Annotated in this window: 18 protein-coding genes; 9 read left to right on the top strand and 9 right to left on the bottom strand. The window is 74.5% G+C overall.

Features of this window, described 5'->3' with window-relative positions:
* Positions 1 to 4: 4 nt before the first annotated feature.
* From ML5_RS12965 to ML5_RS12980, 4 genes are all read right to left on the bottom strand, one after another.
* Positions 5 to 730 carry a phosphatase PAP2 family protein gene (locus ML5_RS12965; protein WP_013474986.1) on the bottom strand — a complete coding sequence of 242 codons (726 nt, stop codon included), beginning with the start codon at positions 728 to 730 and terminating at the stop codon, positions 5 to 7.
* A gap of 30 nt (positions 731 to 760) precedes the next feature.
* The gene (locus ML5_RS12970) at positions 761 to 1,555 is read right to left on the bottom strand and encodes a phosphatase PAP2 family protein (protein WP_013474987.1); all 795 of its coding nucleotides are present in this window, start codon (positions 1,553 to 1,555) and stop codon (positions 761 to 763) included.
* 40 nt (positions 1,556 to 1,595) lie between these two features.
* Positions 1,596 to 2,909: a type VII secretion-associated serine protease mycosin gene (gene mycP, locus ML5_RS12975; RefSeq protein WP_030273750.1), complete on the bottom strand. Its 1,314-nt coding sequence runs from the start codon at positions 2,907 to 2,909 to the stop codon at positions 1,596 to 1,598.
* 88 nt (positions 2,910 to 2,997) lie between these two features.
* Positions 2,998 to 6,936 carry a type VII secretion protein EccC gene (locus ML5_RS12980; protein WP_013474989.1) on the bottom strand — a complete coding sequence of 1,313 codons (3,939 nt, stop codon included), beginning with the start codon at positions 6,934 to 6,936 and terminating at the stop codon, positions 2,998 to 3,000.
* A gap of 105 nt (positions 6,937 to 7,041) precedes the next feature.
* On the opposite strand from ML5_RS12980, the gene eccD reads away from it, so the two are divergent.
* Positions 7,042 to 8,424 (top strand): type VII secretion integral membrane protein EccD, encoded by a 1,383-nt coding sequence (gene eccD / locus ML5_RS12985; protein ID WP_013474990.1) that lies wholly within the window; start codon positions 7,042 to 7,044, stop codon positions 8,422 to 8,424.
* Positions 8,425 to 8,482: 58 nt separating this feature from the next.
* Here the strand turns inward: eccD and ML5_RS12990 are convergent, their stop codons facing one another.
* Entirely contained in the window at positions 8,483 to 8,989 is a 507-nt protein-coding gene (locus ML5_RS12990) for an inorganic diphosphatase (RefSeq protein WP_013288994.1), read from the bottom strand.
* 433 nt (positions 8,990 to 9,422) lie between these two features.
* Here ML5_RS12990 and dacB point away from each other — a divergent pair, with 433 nt between their 5' ends.
* From dacB to tilS, 3 genes are all read left to right on the top strand, one after another.
* The gene (dacB, locus tag ML5_RS12995; RefSeq protein WP_201766741.1) at positions 9,423 to 10,910 is read left to right on the top strand and encodes a D-alanyl-D-alanine carboxypeptidase/D-alanyl-D-alanine-endopeptidase; all 1,488 of its coding nucleotides are present in this window, start codon (positions 9,423 to 9,425) and stop codon (positions 10,908 to 10,910) included.
* 66 nt (positions 10,911 to 10,976) lie between these two features.
* Positions 10,977 to 12,044 (top strand): zinc-dependent metalloprotease, encoded by a 1,068-nt coding sequence (locus ML5_RS13000; protein ID WP_041784509.1) that lies wholly within the window; start codon positions 10,977 to 10,979, stop codon positions 12,042 to 12,044.
* Between the two features lie 106 nt (positions 12,045 to 12,150).
* Positions 12,151 to 13,101 carry a tRNA lysidine(34) synthetase TilS gene (gene tilS, locus ML5_RS13005; RefSeq protein ID WP_013474993.1) on the top strand — a complete coding sequence of 317 codons (951 nt, stop codon included), beginning with the start codon at positions 12,151 to 12,153 and terminating at the stop codon, positions 13,099 to 13,101.
* A 119-nt stretch (positions 13,102 to 13,220) separates the two neighbouring features.
* On the opposite strand, the gene ML5_RS13010 is transcribed toward tilS, so the two are convergent.
* Positions 13,221 to 14,180, bottom strand: a complete 960-nt coding sequence (locus ML5_RS13010; RefSeq protein ID WP_013474994.1) for a GlxA family transcriptional regulator — start codon at positions 14,178 to 14,180, stop codon at positions 13,221 to 13,223.
* 150 nt (positions 14,181 to 14,330) lie between these two features.
* Between ML5_RS13010 and ML5_RS32335 the strand changes: the two genes are divergently transcribed.
* From ML5_RS32335 to folE, 4 genes are all read left to right on the top strand, one after another.
* On the top strand, positions 14,331 to 14,468 hold the full coding sequence (locus ML5_RS32335; RefSeq protein ID WP_018786602.1) for a hypothetical protein: 138 nt from the start codon (positions 14,331 to 14,333) through the stop codon (positions 14,466 to 14,468).
* A 99-nt stretch (positions 14,469 to 14,567) separates the two neighbouring features.
* Positions 14,568 to 15,143: a hypoxanthine phosphoribosyltransferase gene (gene hpt, locus ML5_RS13015; protein ID WP_013288988.1), complete on the top strand. Its 576-nt coding sequence runs from the start codon at positions 14,568 to 14,570 to the stop codon at positions 15,141 to 15,143.
* 378 nt (positions 15,144 to 15,521) lie between these two features.
* Entirely contained in the window at positions 15,522 to 17,534 is a 2,013-nt protein-coding gene (gene ftsH, locus ML5_RS13020; protein WP_013288987.1) for an ATP-dependent zinc metalloprotease FtsH, read from the top strand.
* An 86-nt stretch (positions 17,535 to 17,620) separates the two neighbouring features.
* Positions 17,621 to 18,238 (top strand): GTP cyclohydrolase I FolE, encoded by a 618-nt coding sequence (gene folE, locus ML5_RS13025; protein WP_013288986.1) that lies wholly within the window; start codon positions 17,621 to 17,623, stop codon positions 18,236 to 18,238.
* Between the two features lie 52 nt (positions 18,239 to 18,290).
* Here the strand turns inward: folE and ML5_RS13030 are convergent, their stop codons facing one another.
* The gene (locus ML5_RS13030) at positions 18,291 to 18,992 is read right to left on the bottom strand and encodes a hypothetical protein (protein WP_013474995.1); all 702 of its coding nucleotides are present in this window, start codon (positions 18,990 to 18,992) and stop codon (positions 18,291 to 18,293) included.
* Entirely contained in the window at positions 18,989 to 21,571 is a 2,583-nt protein-coding gene (locus tag ML5_RS13035; RefSeq protein ID WP_201766742.1) for an FtsK/SpoIIIE domain-containing protein, read from the bottom strand. The genes ML5_RS13030 and ML5_RS13035 overlap by 4 nt, the downstream gene beginning before the upstream one ends.
* 213 nt (positions 21,572 to 21,784) lie before the next feature.
* On the opposite strand from ML5_RS13035, the gene ML5_RS13040 reads away from it, so the two are divergent.
* Positions 21,785 to 22,342 (top strand): hypothetical protein, encoded by a 558-nt coding sequence (locus ML5_RS13040; RefSeq protein WP_013474997.1) that lies wholly within the window; start codon positions 21,785 to 21,787, stop codon positions 22,340 to 22,342.
* A gap of 7 nt (positions 22,343 to 22,349) precedes the next feature.
* Here the strand turns inward: ML5_RS13040 and ML5_RS13045 are convergent, their stop codons facing one another.
* A complete protein-coding gene (locus ML5_RS13045) occupies positions 22,350 to 22,949 on the bottom strand; it encodes a hypothetical protein (RefSeq protein WP_013474998.1) in 600 nt (199 codons plus the stop codon).
* Between the last annotated feature and the right edge of the window lie 10 nt (positions 22,950 to 22,959).

Raw genomic sequence — 22,959 nt, forward strand, 5'->3', positions numbered from 1 at the left:
GCGCTCAGCCACCCGCCGGTGCTCCCGCCGGTGTCGCCTCGTCGCCCGAGCGGGACAGCGGCAGCCGGGCGCGGCCCCAGGTGAGCGTGCGGTCGAGTACCGCCCGCGCCATGATCGCTACGCACGCGCCGCCGTTGAGGAACGAGGCGACCACGTCGCTCGGGTGGTGCATGCCCCGGTACATCCGGGTGAGCGCCACGCCGATCGGCACCAGCACCAGCAGCGTCCACCAGCCGACCTTGGCCGGGGTGCTGCGCGCCCGCAGCGCCAGCAGCACCGCGAGACCGAGGTAGAGCGCCGTGGCCGCCGAGGTGTGCCCGGACGGGAAGCTGGACGTGGGCGGGGAGGCGTCCATGTGCGCGACGGCCGGGCGGTTCCGGTCGATGGCCATGGTGGTGAACAGGAAGATCAGCGCCTGCGCGGTCACCGCCGCGCACAGGAACAGCGGCTCCCGCCAGCGGTGCAGCACCAGCCGCAGCACCAGCGCCGCCAGCACCGTCACCACGACGATCATCTGGGTGCTGGCCAGCGTGCTGAACACCAGCGAGACGTCGTTCCACCCCGGCGTCCGGTCGCCGGCCAGCTCACGGTTGACCGTGTCCTCCACGGTGAACGGCCAGGTACGGGCCAGCACCCGGGTCACCAGCAGGCCCAGGCCCACCATCAGCGCGAAGAGCAGGGCCAGCGGCAGCAGGACACGCCGGGTGACTCGGATCACGACATCGGACATGGGCACGCCTGTACCCCGGCGCGGGTCCGGTTACGCCCGGCCGCCCTCCGGCCGCTGGTCGGCCAGCTCCGGCTCGACCCCCTCACGGAGCGCACGGGCGGACGGCCGCCCGGATCCGCTGCGCCAGGTGGCGAAGCCGGCCGCTGTCGCGGCCACCACCGCCGCCCCGAGCACCCAGCCGCCCACCACGTCGCTGGTCCAGTGCACGCCCAGCGCGATCCGGCTGAGCCCGGTCACCACTGCGACCAGCACGGCGGCGGTCCACAGCGCGACCCGGCCCCGGCGGCTGTCCCGCACGAACGGCAGGAACACCAGCAGCAGCACACCCGCCGCCAGCGTGGCGTTGAGCGCGTGACCGGACGGAAACGAGTAACCGGCGGCCCGGGCCACCGGGTCGAGCAGATCCGGCCGGTCCCGGCCGACGAGCAGCTTGAGCAGCGCGCCGAGCAGCCCGCCGGCGGCCATTGTGACGACCACCCAGATCGCGAGCCGGGACGCGCCGCGCCGGACCAGCCAGACCACCACCACGACCGCGGCCACCCGCAGCGGCCCGGGCCCGAACACGTGCGTCCAGATCGTCATCACATCGACCCAGGCGGAATGGTCCTGTGCGTACCCGTGGAACGCGTCGGCGATCGAGGCGTCCAGCCGCAGCAGAGGCGGCCACGCGCCGAGCACCAGCAGCGCGATCAGGGCGAACGGCACCAGCACCAGGAACGCCGCGACCGCGGCCAGGGTGAGCCGCAGGCCCAGCGAGTGCTCGGGGTCGAGGCGGCGGCTCCGCCACGACCGCTGCCGCGTGACAGTGGCCCCGGTGGTGTCCATGGGGCTCTCCCTACCCATCCGAGGGCGGGATCAGACCGGTTCAGCGACGGGTCTGCCGGAACCGGCGAACCATCAACGCGGTGCCGGTGACGAGTGCGACGAACAGGGCCAGGCCGGTCCAGAGCCGTTCCGGGGCGGAGGCGTCCGTCTGGCCCGCCGGCCGGGCGTTCCAGCCCTCCGAGGAACGCCCCAGCGGGTCACCGCCCCGGCCCGCCGCGGCGGCCCGGGTGTCCCGCGTGTCGCCGGGCGCCGGCCCGAAGCCCACCACGCCGGGGGAGCCGTTGTCGTCGAGCGGGTTGTGGCCCACCGCCGGGACGTCGGCGGTGAGCGCGGCCACCGGATCGACAAGGCCGTAGCCGAACCGGTCGTCCCGGCCGGTCGGGCCGAGATCCCGGGCGGTGGCGATCAGCCGGTTCACCACGTCCCCGGCTGACATCTTCGGATACCGCGCGCGGACCAGGGCAGCCGTCGCGGCGACGAGCGGCGCGGCGAAGCTCGTACCCTGCACCCGCCAGTAGCCCTCCGGCCGGGCGCCGTAGAGCCCGGTGGCCGGGGCGCTGAGCACCGTCTCGTGACCCGTGATCGAGCCGGACCAGAGGTTCTCGCTGGTCCGCTCCAGCCCGGCGACCGCGAGCACACCCGGTTCCCGGGCCGGGTACCAGACCTCGGTGGTCGTCGAGGTGGCCAGATTGCCGGTGCAGGCCACCACCACCACGTCCCGGGCGAACGCGTAGTCGAGCGCCGCGGCCAGGGCCGGGTTGTCGCTGCTGCCGCCGAGCGACAGGTTGACCACCTGGGCGCCGTTGTCGACCGCCCAGCGCACCGCCTTGGCGATGATCAGCGCGTCGTCGTAGCGGTTCTCGGCGTCGAGGACCCGGACCGGAAGGATCTTGGCGTCCGGCGCGAGCCCCAGCACGCCCCGGTCGTCGTCGGCCCGCCCGGCGATCAGCCCGGCCACCGTGGTGCCGTGCCCCACCGGGTCCGGGCCGTCCGAGCCGTCCGGCGTCACCAGATCGAGGCCGGGCAGCACCTGGCCCGCCAGGTCGGGGTGGGTGCCGTCCACACCGGAGTCGATCACCGCGACCACCACGCCGCGCCCGGTCGAGGTGCGCCACGCGGTCTTCGCCCGCAACTCCTCCAGCTGCCACTGCTCGTCGCGTACCTGATCGGTGCGCAGCAGGCGGTCGGGGGACACCCAGGGACGCGCCACTGTGGCCGGGGCGGCGGGCGCGGCGTGGGCCGGCGGCGCCAGCGGACCGGCGACGGTGGCCAGCGCCGACACGGCGGCGAGCAGCGCGCGTCCGGCGCGACGCCGGGGCGGCCCACCGGGCGGTCCCTGCCGATCCCCTGTCACATTCCCCAGCCGTTCGGTCGCGTCAGACACATGCTGCACGGAGATTACCGGTTGTCCCGACCGTCACGGGGCAACTCCGCGAGGCGGATCACCCGGGCGGGAGATGCGCCAACTGCACCAGGCGCACCCCCTCCCGGCGCGTGACCAGACGCGCCCGCCCCGGGGGCAGCGGCCCGGCCTTGACCTGACCGACGAGCGCGCCCTCCTCCGGGCCGCCCGACATCACCAGCCCCGCCGTGGACAGCTCGCGCAGCCGCTGCACGATCGGCTCGTACGCGGTCCGCCCGGCACCGCCGGTACGCCGCGCCAGCACCAGGTGCAGCCCGACGTCCCGCGCGTGCGGCAGATGCTCCTCCAACGCCCGCAACGGATTCGTCGGGCCACCGGCCACCAGGTCGTAGTCGTCGACGAGCACGAACAGTTCCGGTCCCTGCCACCACGACCGGCTGCGCAGCTGCGCCGGGGTCACCTCCGGCCCCGGCTGCCGCCCCTGGAGATAGCCTGCGGCCGACTCGATCAGCTCGGCGGTGTGCGGCGCCGCGGTCCCGTACCCGATCAGGTGCGGCGTCTCGATCACGCCCATCAGGCTGCGCCGGTAGTCCACGAGCATCACCCGGGCCTGCTCCGGGGTGAACCGGTTGACGATCGAGGTGGCGAGCGCCCGCAGGAACGACGACTTGCCGCACTCGGCGTCGCCGAAGACCAGGAAGTTCGGCTCGGTGGCGAAGTCCAGCACCACCTGGGACAGGTCCGCCTCGGCCACGCCGATCGGGAACGCCAGCCCGCTCGTCGCGCTCTGGTCCAGCTCGGCGTACGGCAGCACCGGCGGAAGCAGCCGCACCCGGGGCGCCGGCGGACCGGTCCACGCGCCGGCGACCGCCTTGACCATGTCGGCGGTCTCCGTGCCCAGTGCCTCGACGCGGGGTTCGGCGGTGAGGAAGTGCAGCCCTCCCGCCGTGATGCCGCGTCCCGGACGCTCCTCCGGCACGGTTGCCGCCAGCGCGCGCTTGACCACCACCGAGTCGGCCGGGTCGCCGAGACGCAACTCCAGGCGGGAGCCGAACAGGTCACGGATCGCCGGGCGGAAGTCCGACCAGCGCAGCGCGCTCGCCACCACGTGCACCCCGTACGCCAGGCCCCGGGTGGCGAGCTCCGTGACCAGCGGTTCCAGATCCTCGTACTCGCCGCGCAGCGTGTTCCAGCCGTCCACCACAAGGAACACGTCCCCGAACGGGTCCGGCGCGCCCGCCGCCCGCCGCCGTCGCCATGCGGCCATCGACTCCACACCGGCCTCGGCGAAACGCCGCTCCCGCTCGGCCAGCAGGCCGGCGACCTCGCCGACGGTACGGCGCACCGCGGTGCCGTCGGTCCGCCCGCTGACACCGCCCACGTGCGGCAGGTCGCGCAGCGTGCCCAGCGTCCCGCTGCCGAAGTCGAGGCAGTAGACCTGCACCTCGGCCGGGGTGTGGGTGAGCGCGAGCGCGCAGACCAGGGTGCGCAGCAGGCTGGACCGGCCGCTGCGGGTGGTGCCGACCACAGCGACGTGCCCGGCCGCGCCGTCCAGCGCCAGCCAGAGCAGGTCACGCCGCTGCTCGAACGGCTTGTCCACTACCGCCACCGGCACCTGGAGCGCCCCGTGCAGCTCCGGATTCGCCACCGTGAGCCCGCGTGCCGGGTCGACGCCGACCGGGCCGAGCAGCTCGTCCAGGGCGGGCGAGGCGTCCAGCGGTGGCAGCCACACCTGATGCGCCGGTGGGCCCTGCCCGGTCAGCCGGTCCACGAGCAGGTCCAGCAACGTCTCGCCGCTGTCGTCCTCGGCGGGCGGGGCGACGGGCGCGGGCGGCTCGGGCACCGGGACCAGGTGGGTGGAGAACGCGAGCACCCGTGCCTCACCGGCGCCGGACGCGCCCGCCCCGCCGCCGCGGCGGCGGACCGCGCCGGAGACGTACGCGGCCTTGAACCGGACCAGCGGATCGGTGCCCGAGCGCAGGTAACCGTGCCCCGGGCTGCGCGGCAGCTCGTGCGCGTCCGGCACGCCCAGCACCGTCCGGGACTCCAGCGCCGAGAACGTCCGCAAACCGATCCGGTACGACAGGTGCGTGTCCAGCCCGCGCAGCCGCCCCTCCTCCAGCCGCTGGCTGGCAAGCAGCAGGTGCACCCCGAGCGACCGGCCCAGCCGGCCGATCTGCACGAACAGGTCGATGAAGTCGGGCTTGGCGGACAGCAGCTCGGAGAACTCGTCGCAGATCAGCAGCAGCGACGGCAGCGGGGCCAGCGGCGAACCGGCCGCCCGGGCCCGCTCGTAGTCGCGCACGCTCGCGAAGTTGCCGGCCCGGCGCAGCAGCTCCTGCCGGCGCATCAGCTCCCCGTTGATCGCGTCCACCATCCGGTCCACCAGCGGCAGCGCGTCGGCCAGGTTGGTGATCACGGCGGCGGTGTGCGGCAGCCGCCCGAACGGCGCGAACGTGGCGCCGCCCTTGAAGTCGACGAGGACGAAGTTGAGCTGTTCCGAGCTGTGCGTGGCGGCCAGCCCGAGCACGAGCGTGCGCAGCAGCTCCGACTTGCCCGAGCCGGTCGCGCCGATCAGCAGGCCGTGCGGGCCCATGCCGTCCTGCGCCGACTCCTTCAGGTCGAGGTCGATCGCCCCGCCGTCGGCGCCCACGCCGATCGGCACCCGCAGCCGGTCCCGCGCGGCCCGGGGCGCCCAGCCCTGCTCGGCGGTGAAGCTCTCCGGGTCGCCGAGACCCAGCAGCTCGGGCAGACCCAGCTCGGCGCCGGGCGGCGCGTCCGGTCCGCGTACCGTGCCGGCCAGCCGCAGCGGCGCGAGCCGCCGGGCCACCGCCTCGGCGTCGGCGGGCGCCAGCGCGTCGGCGGCGCCCACCTCGGCGTGCCCCTCCGCGGAGTGCGAGTGCAGCCGGCCGTCGACCAGGTCGAGCAGGAGCGCGTACCGGTCGAGCAGCCGGGGCGGCGGAGTGTCCAGGTCGAGCACTGTGACCGCGTCGATGCCGCCGTCACCGGCCAGGTCGGTCGCGCCGGTCAGGTCACCGCCGTCGAGCACCACCACGACGTGCGGCCCGTCGGTGGCGGTGCCGTGCGGGCTGAACCGGGACCGGGCGCCGAGCACGTCGTCGAGCAGCCGTTCCAGGTCGGCGGCGGAGCTGGTGACCAGCCGCACCGGGCCCAGCGCGTCGGTGCGCGCCGGATGGTGGGCGTGCGGCAGCCACTTCACCCACTCCCAGGCGGTCCGGCGTTCCGGCCCGGCGCAGACCGCGATCAGCAGCTCGTCCGGCGCGTGGAAGACGGCGAGCTGGGTGAGCACCGCCCGGGCCAGCGCCTGCGCGGCGGGCGAGCCGGCGCCGCGTACCGGGCCGGCCGGGCCGCGCACGAAGACCCGGGCGAAACTGCGCAGCGACAGCGCCACCGGCAGGTCCGGCACCACCGAGTACGCGTCCAGGAAGCGCCGCAGCGCCCCGGCCGTCATCGGCTCCAGCTCCTCCAGCGGGCGGGTGACCGGCGGGACCAGCGGGGTGGCGAGCGTCTGCGGGCCCACGCCGACCCGGACCACGGCGAAGTCCGGGTCGCCCGGCCGGCGCTCCCACACCCGGTGACTGTCGACTGTCGACCAGAGCCGCCCCGGCTCCGGATGGCGGTAGGACAGCCCGGCCCGCTGGGCGCCGGCGGTCTCCCGCACCCGGCGCCGGAGCGTGGCGAGGTGGCGCAGGTACTCCCGGCGGGCGGCCATCAGCTCGGACTTCTTCGGCCCGGCGCTGCCCCAGGTGGTGACCAGCATCGCCAGCGAGGAGAGGCCGAACATGCCGCCCACCACGTACGAGTAGGCCCCGCCGCCGCGGCCGAACATCATCGCCATGGCCACCGTCCCGCCGAGCATCGGCAGCACCATCAGCGCCTGCTGCCAGCGCCCACCGGTCGCGGCGGGGATCTCCGGCGGCGCCTCGACGGGCAGCTCACCGACCGGGATCTCCGGTGCCGGGCGGCGTGGCGGCCGCTTGATGACGACAGTGGACACTCACCCTCCCCGGAAGTGGCTCTGGGTAACCCGAGCCTGGCTCATCGTAGGTAAAGTCCTCTCGTCCGTCAGCCCACTCCCTCCGCTCGATATGGAGATGCCTCGATGACAAGCGGACTCGCCCGGGTCACGATCAGCGCGCCCAGGCGGCGGGTCGACGTGGCCCTCCCGGAGCAGGTGCCCCTGGCCGAGCTGTTGCCCGAGGTGCTCCGGCACGCCGGTGAGGGGCTGGCCGACGACGGGGAACGGCACGGCGGGTGGGTGCTGCGCCGGACCGACGGGGCGGTGCTCGCCACCGCCCAGGCGCTGCTGCCGCAAGGAGTGCGCGACGGCGAGGTGCTGCACCTGGTGCCGGCCCGCGCGCAGTGGCCCGAACTGGAGTACGACGACGTGGTCGAGGCGATCGTGGACGGCGCCCGGCGCCGGGGTGCCGCCTGGTCGGGCCGGGCCACCCGGGCCGCGGCGCTCGCCGGTGCCGCCGTACCCCTGGCCGTCGGCCTGGTCGCCGTGGTCGCGGGCGGGCCGGGCGCGCGCGGCTGGCCGGTCGCCGCGGCGGTCGCCCTGATCCTGGTGCTCACCGCCACCGCGGCGTCCCGGGCGTACGGGGACGGCCCGGTCGGCGCCACGCTCGGCGGGTACGCGCTGCCCTGGGCCGCGGCGGCCGGTGCGCTGGCGGTCACCTCCGGCGACCCGGTCGGCCCGATCCCCGGCCTGCGCTGGGTCGGCGCCCCCGAACTGCTGGTCGGCTCGGTGGCGCTGCTGCTGGTGGCGGTGCTCGGCCTGCTCGGCGTGGCCAGCCGGTCCCGCGTCTCCGTGGCCGGGGTGACTGTCGGCGTGGCAGGCGTGGCGGCCGCGCTCGGCGGGCTGCTGCTCGACCCGGACGGCACCGCCGCGGTCCTGCTCGCCGTGCTGGTGTTCGCGCTCGGCGGGCTGCCGTTGCTGGCCATCCGGGTCGGCAAGCTGCCGCTGCCACCGCTCACCCTGCCCAGCCCGGCCGGCACCCGGGACCTGCCGGACCGGGGGCGGGTGCACGCGGCGGTGGCCCGCGCCGAGGAGGTGCTCACCGGCATGCTGCTCGGCCACGCGGTGCTCGCAGTCGGCGCGGTTGCGGTGCTCGTCTCCGTCGGGCGTACCGCCGGGCTGCTGCTCGCCGCCGTCGCCTGCGGGGTGCTGCTGCTGCGCTCCCGCCTGTTCGTGGCGGTACGGCACCGGGTGCCCGCTGTCGTCGCCGGGCTGGCCGGGTTCGCCCTGCTCGGCGTGGTGCTGGCCGAGCGGGCCGGTCCCGGTGGCCGCCTGGCGCTGACAGTGGGCGGGCTGGCCCTGGCACTCACGGCGGTCACCGCCGGCGCCACGTACGCCCGGCGCCCGGTCTCCCCGTACCTCGGCCGGCTGGCCGACCTGACCGACACCGCGCTCGTGGTCGCGGTCGTGCCGGTGGCCTGCGCGGTGCTCGACCTCTACGACCGGGCCCGCGACCTGCTCGCCTGAACACGCGCAAGGCCCGGGTCGCGAAGCGCGACCCGGGCCTCCGGTGAAAGCGTGAGCGTCAGTGCAGCGTCTCGCCGCGCTCCTCGGCCTCCTTGGCGCGCCGGTACGACGCGGCGATCTCCGCCTCGGCCTCGACCCGGCCCACCCAGGTCGCGCCCTCGACCGACTTGCCCGGCTCCAGGTCCTTGTAGACCTCGAAGAAGTGCTGGATCTCCAGCCGGTCGAACTCGCCCAGGTGGTGGATGTCGCGCAGGTGCTCCTGACGCGGGTCCTCGTAGGGCACGCAGAGGACCTTGTCGTCGCCGCCCTTCTCGTCCGTCATCCGGAACATGCCGATGGTGCGGCAGCGGATCAGGCAGCCCGGGAACGTCGGCTCCGGCACCAGCACCAGCGCGTCCAGCGGGTCGCCGTCCTCGCCCAGGGTGCCCTCGATGAACCCGTAGTCGGCCGGGTACTGCGTGGAGGTGAAGAGGGTGCGGTCCAGCCGGATGCGGCCGGTCGCGTGGTCTACCTCGTACTTGTTCCGGTGACCCTTGGGGATCTCAACCGTGACGTCGAAATCCATCTTCCACGCTCCCTCGTTTGCCCACGCTGGCTAACGGCAACCAGCGGCTCACCCCCGGCGCGGGGTGAACGCCCCCCGTCGGCTCCGGCCGCCGCATAGTGTTCGGACCGAAGTAGTGTCGCCCAAGGCGATTTCGAGCGGGGAGGAGGGGGCCGTGGGGAGGGAAGATTCACACTACCGCCCCGAGAGGGTTGACGGGCGCGGGTCCGCCGGTTCCGGTTCCGGCGGGGCCACCGGGCGGGTGTCCGTCCCTGGTGCGAACGTCCCCCATCGTCCGGCTCCGGCCACCGGGTCCGCCCGCGTCGGCCCGCCGCACCACGGCTCCGGCCCGGCGAGCGGCTCGGCCCGCGTCGGCCCGTCCCACGACCCGACGGCTCCGCTGAACTGGCCCGGCGCGCAGGACTCGATCCCGGTCAGCCCGCCGGTCCCGCCGATCGGCGCCGCGCCGCCCGTACCCTCCGGGCCGCCCCCGGGCCGGCCGCGACGCGGCCGGCGGCTCGTCGCGGCGCTCGCCTGCGTGCTCGTGCTGGCCCTGGCGGTGGCCGGGCTCGCCGTGCTGCGCCCCGGCCCGGTCGCCGGGTGGCTGGGCGACGACGACAGCACGGGTACGGCGGTCGCCGCGCCGCCCGAGCCCTCCCCGCAGGCCGTGCTGGCCGGGCCGGACGGCAACGCCCCGCTGCCCACCGAGGCCGGTATCCGCTCCGCGCTGGACCCGCTGGTCCGCGCCGCCGCGCTCGGCGACCGGGTGCACGTGTCGGTGGCCGACGTGAGCACCAGCCAGGCGCTCTACGGCAGCGGTCAGGACACGCCCACCGTGCCCGCCTCGGTGACCAAGCTGGCGACCGGCGTGGCGGTGCTCGCCGCACGCGGCCCGGCCTACCGGATCCCGACCCGCGCGGTGGCCGGGGCGAACCCGGGCGAGGTGGTCCTGGTCGGCGGCGGTGACCCCACGCTCGCCGTGGACAAGAACGGCTTCTACCCGGGCGCGGCCCGGCTGGACGACCTCGCCGCCCAGGTGCGCGACGCGCTCGGTGGCACCGCGCCGACCAAGGTGATCGTCGACTCGTCGCTGTTCAGCGGCCCGGTCTTCGAGCCCGGCTGGGACGCCGACATCCCCACCGGCGGTTTCGGCGCGGCGATCACCGCGTTGATGACCGACGGTGCCCGGAAGAACGCGGCTGAGGCGCGGCGCACCGCCGAGCAGACCAATCACGCCGCCGAGCGGGTGCCGCAGCCCGACCTGACCGCCGGCCGGCAGTTCGCCAAGCTGCTCGGCCTGACCGGCGGCGCCGCCCAGGTGACCCGGGGCACCGCGCCGGCCGCGTCCGGCGCCACGGGTACGGCCCCCGGCGCCGAACTCGGAAAGGTCGAATCACTGCCGATGATCCGGCTGGTCGACATCATGATCAGTGACAGCGACAACGTGATCGCCGAGGCGATGGCCCGCCAGGTGGCGCTCGCCAAGGGCAAGCCCGGCTCGTTCGCCGGCGGCGCGGCCGCCACCGACCAGGTGCTCGGCGAGCTGGGCCTGCCCGCCGGCGAGATCAGCCTGGCCGACGGCAGCGGGCTGTCCCGCACCAACCGGATCAGCCCCTCGCTGCTCACCGACCTGATCACGCTCGCCGGCAACGGCAGCCACCCCGAACTCGCCGCGATCTTCGGCGGTCTGCCGGTCGGCGGCTGGTCCGGCACGCTCGACGAGCGCTACCGCGCGGCGGCGACCCGCGCCGGAGCGGGCGTCGTCCGGGCCAAGACCGGCACGCTGAGCGGCGTCAACGCGATCGCTGGCACGGTGACCACAGCCGACGGCCGGCTGCTCACGTTCGCCGTGCTCACCGACCGGACCCAGGGCTCGCTGGACGACACCCGGGCGGCGCTGGACCGGATCAGCTCGGCGCTGGCCGGGTGCGGCTGCCGCTGACCGACGGGCGTCGATAGGCCGGCGCGAGCCCGGGTGGGGGTGTTCCGGCGCGGGTACGGTGGGTTCATGGCGCAGTTCGTGGACTGGGATCTGGCCGCCGCGACAGCGGGGGCGCTGAGCAAGTCGGGCCCCCGGGTGTCGTACGCCGAGGCCACCGACGTGGTCGGCGACCTGCGCCGGCTGACCGAGGAGGCGGCCGGTCACGTCGCCGACTACACCGGCCTGCGTGCGCAGGTCGCGCACCCGCCGGTACGCGTGGTCGACCGCCGGGACTGGGCGGCGGCGAACATCGCCGGGCTGCGTGAGGTGGTCTCCCCGCTGGTCGAGCGCCTCTCCGGGGACAAGCGGCCGGGCGCGCTCACCGAGGCGATCGGCTCCCGGGTCACGGGTGTGCAGGCCGGCACCGTGCTGGCGTACCTCTCCGGCCGCGTGCTCGGCCAGTACGAGGTCTTCGCCGGCGACCCCGGCCAGCTGCTGCTGGTGGCCCCGAACATCCTGGAGGTCGAGCGGAAGCTCGGCGCCGACTCGCGTGACTTCCGGCTCTGGGTGTGCCTGCACGAGGTGACCCACCGCACCCAGTTCACCGCCGTGCCGTGGATGCGCGCGTACTTCCTCGGCGAGGTGCAGGCGTTCGTGGACGCCTCCCAGGGCGGCGAGCACCTGCTGGAGCGGGTCCGCCGCGGCGTGGCGACGCTCTCCGACGCGGTCAAGGACCCGGAGAGCCGGGCCAGCGTGCTGGACATCGTGCAGACCCCGGCGCAGCGCGCGGTGCTGGACCGGCTGACCGCGCTGATGACGCTGCTGGAGGGCCACGCCGAGTTCGTGATGGACGGCGTCGGCCCGCAGGTCATCCCCAGCGTCGAGTCGATCCGGGCGGCGTTCAACCGCCGCCGCGAGTCCGGCAACCCGCTGGAGAAGGCGATCCGGCGGCTGCTCGGCATCGAGGTCAAGATGCGCCAGTACGCCGAGGGCCGCAAGTTCGTGCACGGCGTCGTCGACCGGGTGGGGATGCAGGGCTTCAACAAGATCTTCTCGTCGCCGCTGACGCTGCCCCGCCTGGACGAGCTGGGCGACCCGGACGCCTGGGTGTCACGCGTACACGGGCCCGCTGGTGCCACCCCGCCCGTCGGCTGATCCGGCCGGTTCGGCTGGTCCGCTCGGTCCGGCTTCTTCCGCGGGCCGGGCGGATTCCGGCGCCCGGTCGCGCCGCTCGCCGTCGCCCGCTCCCGCCGTCGCCGCCGTGCGGCTCGCCGTCCGCCGGGTGCTGACCGGCCTGCCCGGCGGCGGCCCGGTGCTGGTGGCCTGCTCCGGCGGGGCCGACTCGCTCGCGCTCGCCGCCGCCACCGCGTTCGTGGCCCCCCGGCTCGGACGGCAGGCCGGCCTGGTGACGGTCGACCACGGCCTGCAAGCCGGGTCGGCGGAACGGGCCGAGGCGGTCGCCGACTGGGCCCGCGCCGAAGGGCTCGACCCGGTCGAGGTGCTTCCGGTACGCGTGGACGGCCGGCCCGGCGGTCCGGAGGCGGCCGCCCGCGAGGCCCGGTACGAGGCGCTGATCGCTGCCGCCCGCCGCTACGACGCAGCCGGTGTGCTGCTCGGGCACACGCGCGACGACCAGGCCGAGACAGTCCTGCTGGCGCTGGCCCGGGGCGCCGGACCGCGCGGGCTGTCCGGGATGCCGGAGCGGCGCGACGTCGACGGGGTACCCCTGCTGCGCCCACTGCTCGACGTCCCGCGCGCCGACACCCGGGCCGCCTGCGAAGCGCTCGGGCTCGACCCGTGGGCGGACCCGCACAACGCCGATCCGGCGTACGCCCGGGCCCGGGTCCGGTCCGACGTGCTGCCGGGACTCGTCGACGCGCTCGGGCCGGGGGTGGTGGCCAACCTGGCCCGGACCGCCGGGCTGCTCGCGGCCGACAACGCCGCGCTCGACGCGCTCGCCGACGCCGCGCTCGCCGACGTCCGTACCGCTGACCGTGGGCTGTCCGTAGCCGGGCTCGCCGAGTTGCCGGCCGCCGTTCGTACCCGGGTGCTGCACGCCTGGGCCCGCGAGCTGGGCGCGACGCCGGCCGCGCTGTCCCACAGGCACGTGGCCGCGCTGGACGCCCTGGTCACGGCGTGGCGCGGACAGGGCCCGGTGCACCTGCCCGGCAACCACCAGGTACGCCGCCACGCGGGTCACCTCCTGCCCTGACCCGAGCGGGCGGCCCCCCCTTGCCCCCCGTTGATCAAGGCCTTTTGGTCACGTTCCGGCCCTCCCCAGCCCGCAAACTCCTTGATCACCGCTCCAGAGGTGCCGGCGGTGTGGGCGGGTCAGGTGGTCTGGCGGTCTCGGAAAGTGGTGCGGTAGGCGAGCGGGGTGGTGCCCACGCGACGGGTGAAGTGGTGCCGCAGCGCCGCCGCGTCGCCGAAACCGGCCTGCTCGGCGACGCCCTCCACGCTCAGTGACGTGTCCTCCAGCAGGTGCCGGGCCAGCAGCACCCGCTGGTTGGTCACCCAGTCGTGCGGGGTGGTGCCGGTCTCGGCGCGGAACCTGCGGGCGAACGTACGTGGGGCCATCCCGGCGCGCGCCGCCAGCTCGTCCACTGTCACCTGTCGCCGCAGGTGTCCCATCAACCATTCCAGCACCGGTTCCAGCGTGGGTGCCTCCGGCGCCTTGGGGATCGGCGCCTCGACGTACTGCGACTGGCCGCCGTCGCGGTGCGGCGGCACCACCATCCGGCGGGCCAGCCGGGTCGCCACCGCGGAGCCGTGCTCCTGGCGTACCAGATGCAGGCAGGCGTCGATGCCGGCGGCGGTGCCGGCGCTGGTGAGCAGCCGGTCGTCCTGCACGTAGAGCGAGTCGCACTGGACCCGGGCGGCCGGGAAGCGCTGCTGGAGTTCGTCGGTGTACCGCCAATGGGTGGTGCAGTCGCGCCCGTCTAGTACGCCCGCCTCGCCGAGGACGAACGCGCCGGCGCAGACGCTGAGCAGCCAGGCGCCCCGGTCGGCGGCGCGGCGCAGCGCGGCGAGCACCGGCTCGGGGACCGGGGTGCCGTCGGCGTGCGCGGGGACCGCCACCAGGTCGGCGTCCTCGACCGGGCCCAGGCCGGCGGTGGGGGTGAGCAGGAACCCGGAGCGGCTGCGGACCGCGCCGCCGTCGGCGGTGCAGACGTCGAACCGGTATCCGGGGAAGCCGTCGGCGGTGCGGTCGGTGCCGAAGACCTCGGCGAGCACGCCGAGTTCGAACGCGGCGACGTGGTCCATGGCGATGACAGCGACCGAGCGGAGCATGTGACGAGGGTAACCCGACAGGTGGCAGGAAATCGATGCCCGATGACATTCCTGCCACTGTCCGGATCGGTCGGTGGCCCGCAGAATCAATGGTGTCCGGTGCGCACCGGCGGCGAAAACAGTCTCAACCATGCGAAAGCGAGCGCCGCCATGACCGTTCTGCTGCTCCTGCTCTTCCTGCTCCTTCTCGTCGGCGCCAGCGCCTTCGGGTTCACCGCCGACACCCGCGACTCGGCCGACTGGAAGCCGAGCGACGACGGGCAGCGCTGGCGCTCCCGTACCTGCTGAGGTGATTTATTCAGTTCGCGCCGAAAATCCCCGGCGGGACCGCGCCAAAAGGGGCGGCCCCGCCGACGGCGGCGCGGGGGCGTACGGCAGGCTAGGAGCATGGCTGACGGCTCCTGGTACGACGCCGACATCGACCACGTGATCATCTCGGAGGCGCAGATCCGCGACAAGACCGCGGAGCTGGCCAAGCAGGTCTCGGCGGACTACGCCCACGTCGAGGACGGCCTGCTGCTCGTGTGTGTGCTCAAGGGAGCGGTCATGTTCATGGCCGACTTCGCCCGTGCGCTGGGCCGCCAGGGCCCGCCCGCCGAGCTGGAGTTCATGGCCGTCTCGTCCTACGGCCAGGGCACCACCTCGTCCGGCGTGGTCCGCATCCTCAAGGACCTGGACCGGGACATCGCCGGCCGCCACGTGGTGGTCGTCGAGGACATCGTCGACTCCGGCCTGACGCTGTCCTGGCTGCTGCGCTACCTGGAATCGCGCTCCGCGGCGAGCGTCGAGGTGGTCGCGCTGTTCCGCAAGCCGGACGCGGTCAAGGTGCAGGTCCCGGTCAAGTACGTCGGGTTCGACATCCCCACCGAGTTCGTCGTGGGCTACGGGCTCGACTTCGGCGAGCGGTACCGCGAGGTGCCCTACGTCGGGGTGCTCAAGCCCGAGGTGTACGCGCGGGCCTGAGGGTTTGCCGAGCCCTTCGTCAGCTGACATTCAGCGGGCTCTCAGTCTTCCGGTCTACGGTAGGGACCGGTGACGTGGAGGCACCCTCCACGCCCGGCCCCTCGAACCGCGTGACCGTGCGGTGTGGGCGGGCCGGGTGGGAGCTCCCCGCCACGCCGGCTCAAACCCGGGTTCGCCCTACGCGTAAGTGCCGGGCTCGCAAGCTCACTCGTCGCGCGTACGGTGTACCGTCGAATGACCGTGGTGCGGCAGTTTGCGTGCCCCGGGGGTCGGGCCGGCCCGCACGGCGGCCCCGGCCGCCGCTCAAGGCGGCGACACCATTCAGACGGTCAGGACGTCGATCAGGAGGATGCGGGCGCCTCGGCACCCGACTACAGCATGGAACGTACGCGTTTCTTCCGCCGACCGGTGGTCTGGATCATCCTGGTCATCCTCGGCGCCGTTGTGCTCAGTCAACTGTTCACCGCTGGTCCCAGCTACCACCGGGTGGACACGTCCGTCGCGCTCGACCAGCTCAACAAGGGTGGCATCGAGAAGGTCGTCTTCCAGGACAAGGAGCAGACGCTCCAGCTCGACCTGAAGGACAAGGCCAAGTTCGACGGCGACACCACCACTGACAAGATCGAGGCGCAGTTCCCGTACGAGGTCGGCGGCCAGGTCTGGAACCAGGTACGCGAGGCCGAGGCGGCGGACCGCATCACCGGCCCGGTCGACACCAAGGTGTCGTCGGACAGCATCTGGGTCAGCCTGCTGGTCAACCTGCTTCCCATCGCGCTGCTCGTGCTCCTGCTGCTGTTCTTCATGTCGCAGATGCAGGGCGGCGGCTCCCGGGTGCTCAACTTCGGCAAGTCCAAGGCGAAGATGATCACCAAGGACACGCCGAAGACCACCTTCGCTGATGTCGCGGGTGCGGACGAGGCCGTCGAGGAACTGCACGAGATCAAGGACTTCCTGCAGAACCCGGCGAAATACCAGGCCCTGGGCGCCAAGATCCCGAAGGGCGTGCTGCTGTTCGGCCCGCCCGGTACCGGTAAGACGCTGCTGGCCCGCGCGGTCGCCGGCGAGGCCGGGGTGCCCTTCTACTCCATCTCCGGCTCCGACTTCGTCGAGATGTTCGTCGGTGTCGGCGCCAGCCGCGTCCGCGACCTGTTCGAGCAGGCCAAGTCGAACGCCCCGGCGATCGTCTTCGTCGACGAGATCGACGCGGTCGGCCGCCACCGTGGCGCCGGCATGGGCGGCGGTCACGACGAGCGGGAGCAGACGCTCAACCAGCTGCTGGTCGAGATGGACGGCTTCGACACCAAGGGCGGCGTCATCCTGATCGCCGCCACCAACCGGCCGGACATCCTCGACCCGGCGCTGCTGCGCCCGGGCCGGTTCGACAGGCAGATCCCGGTCGACGCCCCCGACATGGAGGGCCGCAAGGCCATCCTGCGGGTGCACGCCAAGGGCAAGCCGTTCACGCCCGACGTCGACCTCGACGCGGTCGCCCGGCGTACCCCGGGCTTCAGCGGCGCCGACCTGGCCAACGTGATCAACGAGGCCGCGCTGCTCACCGCTCGTAAGGAGCAGCGGGCGATCACCAACGACTCCCTGGAGGAGTCGATCGACCGGGTGATCGCCGGCCCGCAGCGCCGGACCCGGGTGATGAGCGACCAGGAGAAGAAGATCACCGCGTACCACGAGGGTGGGCACGCGCTGGTCGCCTGGGCGCTGCCGCACGCCGCGCCGGTGCACAAGGTGACCATCCTGTCCCGGGGTCGCTCGCTGGGTCACACGCTCGTCCTCCCGACGGAGGACAAGTACACCCAGACCCGGGCCGAGATGATCGACACCCTGGCGTACGCGCTGGGTGGCCGGGCGGCCGAGGAACTGGTCTTCCACGAGCCGACCACCGGCGCCGGCAACGACATCGAGAAGGCCACGCAGCTGGCCCGCGCGATGATCACGCAGTACGGCATGAGCTCCAAGCTCGGTGCGATCAAGTACGGCACCAGCGGCGACGAGCCGTTCCTCGGCCGCAACATGGGCCACGAGCGGGACTACTCCGACGCGGTGGCCGCCGAGATCGACGGCGAGATGCGCGCGCTGATCGAGCTGGCCCACGACGAGGCCTGGGAGATCCTGGTGGAATACCGGGACGTCCTGGACAACATGGTCCTGGAGCTGATGGAGAAGGAGACGCTCTCCACCGCCGACATGGCCCGGATCTGCGCGCGGGTGGTCAAGCGCCCGCCGATGGCGCCGTACCACGGCTTCGGCAAGCGTCTGCCCTCCACCGAGCCGCCGGTGCTCACGCCGGCCGAGAAGGAGGCGCTGGCAGCGCAGTCCCGCGCCGACGCCGCCGCCTCGATCGGTGGTTCCAGCAACAACTCGGACGGTACGCACTGAACAGCGATCCGACGACGGCCGGCTCCCACCACAGGGAGTCGGCCGTCTCCGCGACCGAGCCCGACGGGGACGACGCGCTCGACTACGTGGCCGCGCGCCTGATCAGCGGCAAGCTCACCGGTGGCCCGGTGGAGGACAGCGTCGACCTCGCCCGGATCGAGAAGGCGGTCCGCGAGATCCTCATCGCTGTCGGCGAGGACCCGGACCGTGACGGCCTCCAGCAGACGCCCGCCCGGGTCGCCCGCGCGTACGCCGAACTCTTCGCCGGCCTGCGGGTCGACCCCGCGCAGGTGCTCCGCACCACGTTCGAGGCCAACCACGAGGAGCTGGTGCTCGTCCGGGACATCGACGTGATGAGCCTCTGCGAGCACCACCTGCTGCCGTTCCGGGGCAGCGCGCACATCGGCTACATCCCCGGCCCGGACGGCCGGATCACCGGCCTGTCCAAGCTGGCCCGGCTGGTCGAGGTGTTCGCCCGCCGACCGCAGGTGCAGGAGCGGCTCACCTCGCAGATCGCCGACCTGCTGATGTCCAGCCTCGCCCCGCGCGGCGTGATCGTGGTGCTGGAGTGCGAGCACATGTGCATGGCGATGCGCGGCATCCAGAAGTCGGGCGCGAAGACCATCACGTCCGCCGTGCGCGGCGGACTGCAGAACGACGCGAAGTCGCGGGCCGAGGCGATGGCACTGATCATGGCCCGCTGACCTCGACCGGCACCGACGGCCGCGTACTCCCGCCCGGGAGGCGCGGCCGTCGTCAGTCGGACAGCATGGCGAGCAACAGACCGGCGGCGGTGAGCACCGCCGGGACCAGGCAGACCAGGGCGCCGAAGCGGGGCGTCCGGTCCACCCGGTCGGTGGGCCGCGGGCGGAAGACGCGTCCCACCGCGAGCCAGCCCAGCATGAACGCGACAGCCGGCAGCGGCAGCCCCACGAGCAGCGCCAGCACCGTCACCGGCCCCGGGCCGGCGATCGCGTACAACAGCAACTGGAGCAGCGGCACCACGAGCGCCAGCGGCCCGTACACCAAAAGGTTGCGGGGCCGGGCCGGCCACCGGGCGAGCCGCGGCAGGCCGCGCGCGCTCAACGTGTCGTCCGCCGCGTCCGCCCAGTCCCCGGCCGCGCGCAGCGCCGCCAGCACCGCCGACGGCCCGCCCGCCATCGACCGGGCCGCCTCGGTCACCTCCGGCGGCGTCGGGACCAGCGACATCGCCGGTACGCCCAGCTCACGCAGCCGGGACTGCTGCGGCGCCAGCCGTTCCCGTACCGCTGTCAGCTCCTCGCGGGCCGCGGCCACCGACCGCGCCTGCTCCCCGGCGGCGGTGGCCGCCGCCCGGCGTACGCCGTCGAGCGCCCGCGCGGCGGCGACGTACTCCGCCCAGGCCGACTCGGCAGGGTCCGCCACTGTGGTCGGCCCACCCGCGCGGGGCCCCGGTACGGTCGTGCCGGTCTCGCTCATGCGGCCCCCTCCCCGGTGCGCTCCGCCGCCCGCGGGTCCGGCTCGACCCGCGCGGTCGCCACTTCGGCCGTGCCGAACGGCACGAAGACCGTGCCCTGCTCATCAGGGCCGTCCCAGAGCACCGCGCGACCCGGGCGGGGCCGCCACCAGACCGGACGGTCGAAGAGCTGCTCCAGCCGGCCGCCCGGCACGTCGGTGACCGCCACGGCGGTGAGCTTGTCCACCTCGCCCTCCGGACCGAGCAGTCCGGCCAGCGGTGCCGGTGTCCGCCACCAGCCGAGCAGGTGCCGACCGGCCGGCGGGCCCTCCAGCAGCAGCGTCCGCAGCAGGTCCGGCGGCAGCTCGGTGGCGTCCGGCACGTCCAGCCCGAACACGACGAGATAGCCCGGCTCGTCCGACTCCATAGCGGTCCGCAGCCCGGCCGCGTCGACGGTCTCCACCCGGTGGCGTCCGGCCAGCTCGGCGGCGAGCACCCCGGCAGGCTCGGCCGAGCCGTTCGCCAGCGGCGCCAGCACGAACCGGGCCGCTCCCGGATGCGCTGCCGCCGCGCTGCGTACCGCCGTGACCAGCAGCCGCTCGGCCTCCTCGTCCCGCCCCAGGACGGCCAGGTTCCGCCCCGCGCCCGGCCCCAGCGGCACCGTCACAGTGGACCGCCGCACGTCCACCGCCCGGCCCAGCAACGCGGCGGGCGCGTGGGCCCGGCCGGCGAGCGCGGCCCGGTGCCGCGGATCGTTGGCGAGCAGCGGGCGGGCGTACCCGGCGAAGACCACAGGCGGCGTCGCCGACTCGCCCCGCGCCTCCCAGAGCCGTCGCCGCAGGTCGGTCAGGACCGCGGGATCCTCGTACGGATCCGGGAAACGGATCATCCGCTCGTGCCCCCGGGTCGCGCCGCGCGGACCGCCCAGGCCACCCGCCGTGTTCACCACCGCGCTGCCCACCGGCAGCCCGGCCGCCGAGTCGTTCGCCGGTTCCAGCACCGCCGAGCCGCCGGGCAGCGCCACCCGCACCGGGAACTGGCCGAGCAGCGGGTCACGTGGGCCGCCGATGCCCAGGTCACCCTCGCCGGCCAGCACCAGGTGTATCCCGTACGACCGGCCGGCGCGGGCGAGCGCGTCCAGCCGGGCCAGCAGGTCGGCGGCGAGCCGGTCCCGCTCGCGCAGCGCCAGCGGGAAGTTGTCGACCACGCAGACGATGCGTGGGAGCGGCTGGTGCTGGCGCAGCTCGGCGTAGCGCTGCCCACCGGCCCGCCGGGACGCCTCCTCGCGGCGGCGCAGCTCCGCCTCCAGCTCGCCGAACAGGTCGGCCACGTACTCCCGGTCGGCCGCCATCCCGGTGGCGCGCACCTGCGGCACCCAGGAACGGTCCCGCTCGGTCTGGAGGAACTCCACGAACGACTCGCCGTCGGCCAGGTCGGCGAGGTAGAGCGCCAGCTCGTCCGGGCCGTACCGGGCGGCGAGGCCGAACAGTGCGTCGGTCAGGAACGCCGACCGGCCCGCCTGACCCCGGCCGCTCACCAGCCAGTGCGGCGTCAGCTCGGTGAAGCCCAGGCTGACCGGGCGCCCGGCGGCGTCACCCACAGTGGTGCTCAGTCCGTCGGCCGAGCCGGCCGTCCAGAAGCCGTCGGCCGGCAGCAGGTCACGCAGCGAGAGGCGGGAGCCGTCCTCGATCTGCCGGGCCAACCGCGCGCACACGTCCGCGACCAGATCGGCGGGTGGATCCTCGTCGAGGAACACGGGCGAGTTCAAGCCGACCGGCGGCTCGGCGCCGGGACTGCTGAAGCCGGCGCCGGGCGGGTCGCCGACCAGCGCGTACGCGGTGCGGACCGTGACCGGGGTGGCGCGCGGCAGCGGACTGCCGTCCGGCCAGCCGGCGAGCACCAGATGCAGCCCGGCGCGCGGCCCGCCCTCGGCCAGTCCGGCGAGCCGGTCCAGGTCGGCGGTGGTCGTACCGTCGGGCAGCGCGGCCACCACGAGCAGCAGCGTCCGGTCGTGCCCGCGCTGCCGGGCCGTTCCGGCCGCCACCCACTGCTCCGCCTCGGCCAGCACCGCACGCATCCCGGCGAGGTCGGTGGCGGGCGGTGGCAGCAGGCCGGCGTCGGCGAGCGGCGCGTACCCGGCGAACGTCGCACCGGAACCGTCGTCGACCGCGCGGGCCAGCAGCGCGCCCGCCGGGGTCGCGGCGAACATGCGCAGCAGCAGCGCGCGGAGCAGCCCGGCCACCCGGGCGTCGGAGGCGTCGGCGTCGAGGCTCACATGGCCGCTGCCGAGCAACGGCACCAGCGCGGGGAAGCGGGCGTCGTCGAGCGGCGCCGCGGTGCCCACCCGGACCAGCGGCGGCAGGCCGTCACCGGGAGGCGTCGTCGCGCTCAGCGACTCCAGCGGTCCGCCGGCCCAACCCGGCGCAGCTACTTCTGCAGCCGCCCGCAGGCGCTCGGCCAGCTCGTACTGCCGGTGGTGGTCGGCCGGCGCGGGCCGGATCTCGTCGAGGATGCCCGCCGCCGCCGTCGCGGCGGCCTCGGCCCGGCGGTGCAGCGCGGCGGCCCGGCCGGCGCGCGCCTTCGGAGTCGCCACCGCGTCCACCTCTCTTTCCGAGGCCGACATGTCCTCCCCGAGGTGTGACGGTAACCCAGGCGGCGGCCGTCCACCGGGATGTCGGTCGGCGCGGTGAGCTGGTCGGCGGTGAGCAGCCTCACCCCGCCGCCGGTCGGCGTCCGCCCGGCGGTTCGCCACGATCCGCCGGTTCCAGGCATTGGGTACGCGACGCGCAGCCGATAGCCTCAGGAGGTGGAATCAGTGCAGCCCCCCGCCGGTTCCCAGGTGTCCCGAGTACCGGCGCAGCGGACCCCGCCGGAGCAGTTGGCGCCCCTCGCGCCCGCTCCCGCCCCGGTGCGACCCAAGCGTCCGGTGCGCACAGTGCTCGCTGTCGTCGCGGGGGTGCTGGCGGTGCTGTGCACCGTGGGCGGTGTGGTCGGGTTCGTGCTGTACGACCGCGCGACCGCCCCGGACCGAAGCGCCCCCGACGTCGTGGTGGACAACTATCTCCGAGCCTTCCTCGTGGACCGCAACGACACGAAAGCCGAGGAGTTCGACTGCGCTGGAAGGGTGGACGCTGACGCATTGCGTGCGCTTCGCGACGACCTTGCGGCCCGGGAGCAGCGCTTCAACACGACGATCTCGGTGAGCTGGGGCCCGCTGGCCGTTCAGGAGTCCGGCGAGGTCGCGGTGGTCGAGGTCGACCTCATCATCTCCGCCTCCGTCGAGGGCATCACGCAGAGTGAGCGGCAGAGGTGGCGTTTCGAGACGAGACGCGACGACGGCTGGGGCGTCTGCTCGGCGCAGCGCGCCGACTGACTCCCGGCTACTCCAGCCAGAGCAGGTGCACCGGCACCTCCAACGTGGTCGGCGCCTGGCCGCGCCATGCCCATCGGTACCACTCCAGTTCCGGGGCCACCCGCACGCAGATGTCGCCGTCCGCGCCGGAGTAGGTCTCGGTGACGGCACGCAGGTCGCGTCGTTCCACGCCGTTGTCCACGTGCACCACGCGCCGCCCGGTCACCGCGTCGGCCTCGAACACCGGCGTGGGTGGCCGGCGTTCCGGCACGTCCAGCGAGACCAGCCGGAGACCCGGGGCGCTCGCCCCGGCAGCCGGCCGCCGCTCACCGATGGTCTCCACCCAGACCCGTTCCACAGGTACCAGCGGCGCGAACACCTCCACCTGCTCGGCCTCGGCCCGGTACCACTCGTGTTCCGGGATCACCGGTACGTAGGTGCGGCTGCCCTGCACCACCCGCTCGTCGGCCCGCAGGTCGCCACGCCAGCCGAGGCCGGGCAGGCCGATGAGCACGCGGCGGCCGCGCAGCTCGGTGCCGCCGGTGGCGGGCACTGTCTCCACCGGCCGGGGCGGCAGCGGCGCCCAGTCGGGCCGGTCGGCGAACGGGTCGGGCAGGGGGTTGCTCATCCGCCCGGCC

Source organism: Micromonospora sp. L5 (assembly GCF_000177655.2).
In the GTDB taxonomy this organism is placed as follows: domain Bacteria; phylum Actinomycetota; class Actinomycetes; order Mycobacteriales; family Micromonosporaceae; genus Micromonospora; species Micromonospora aurantiaca.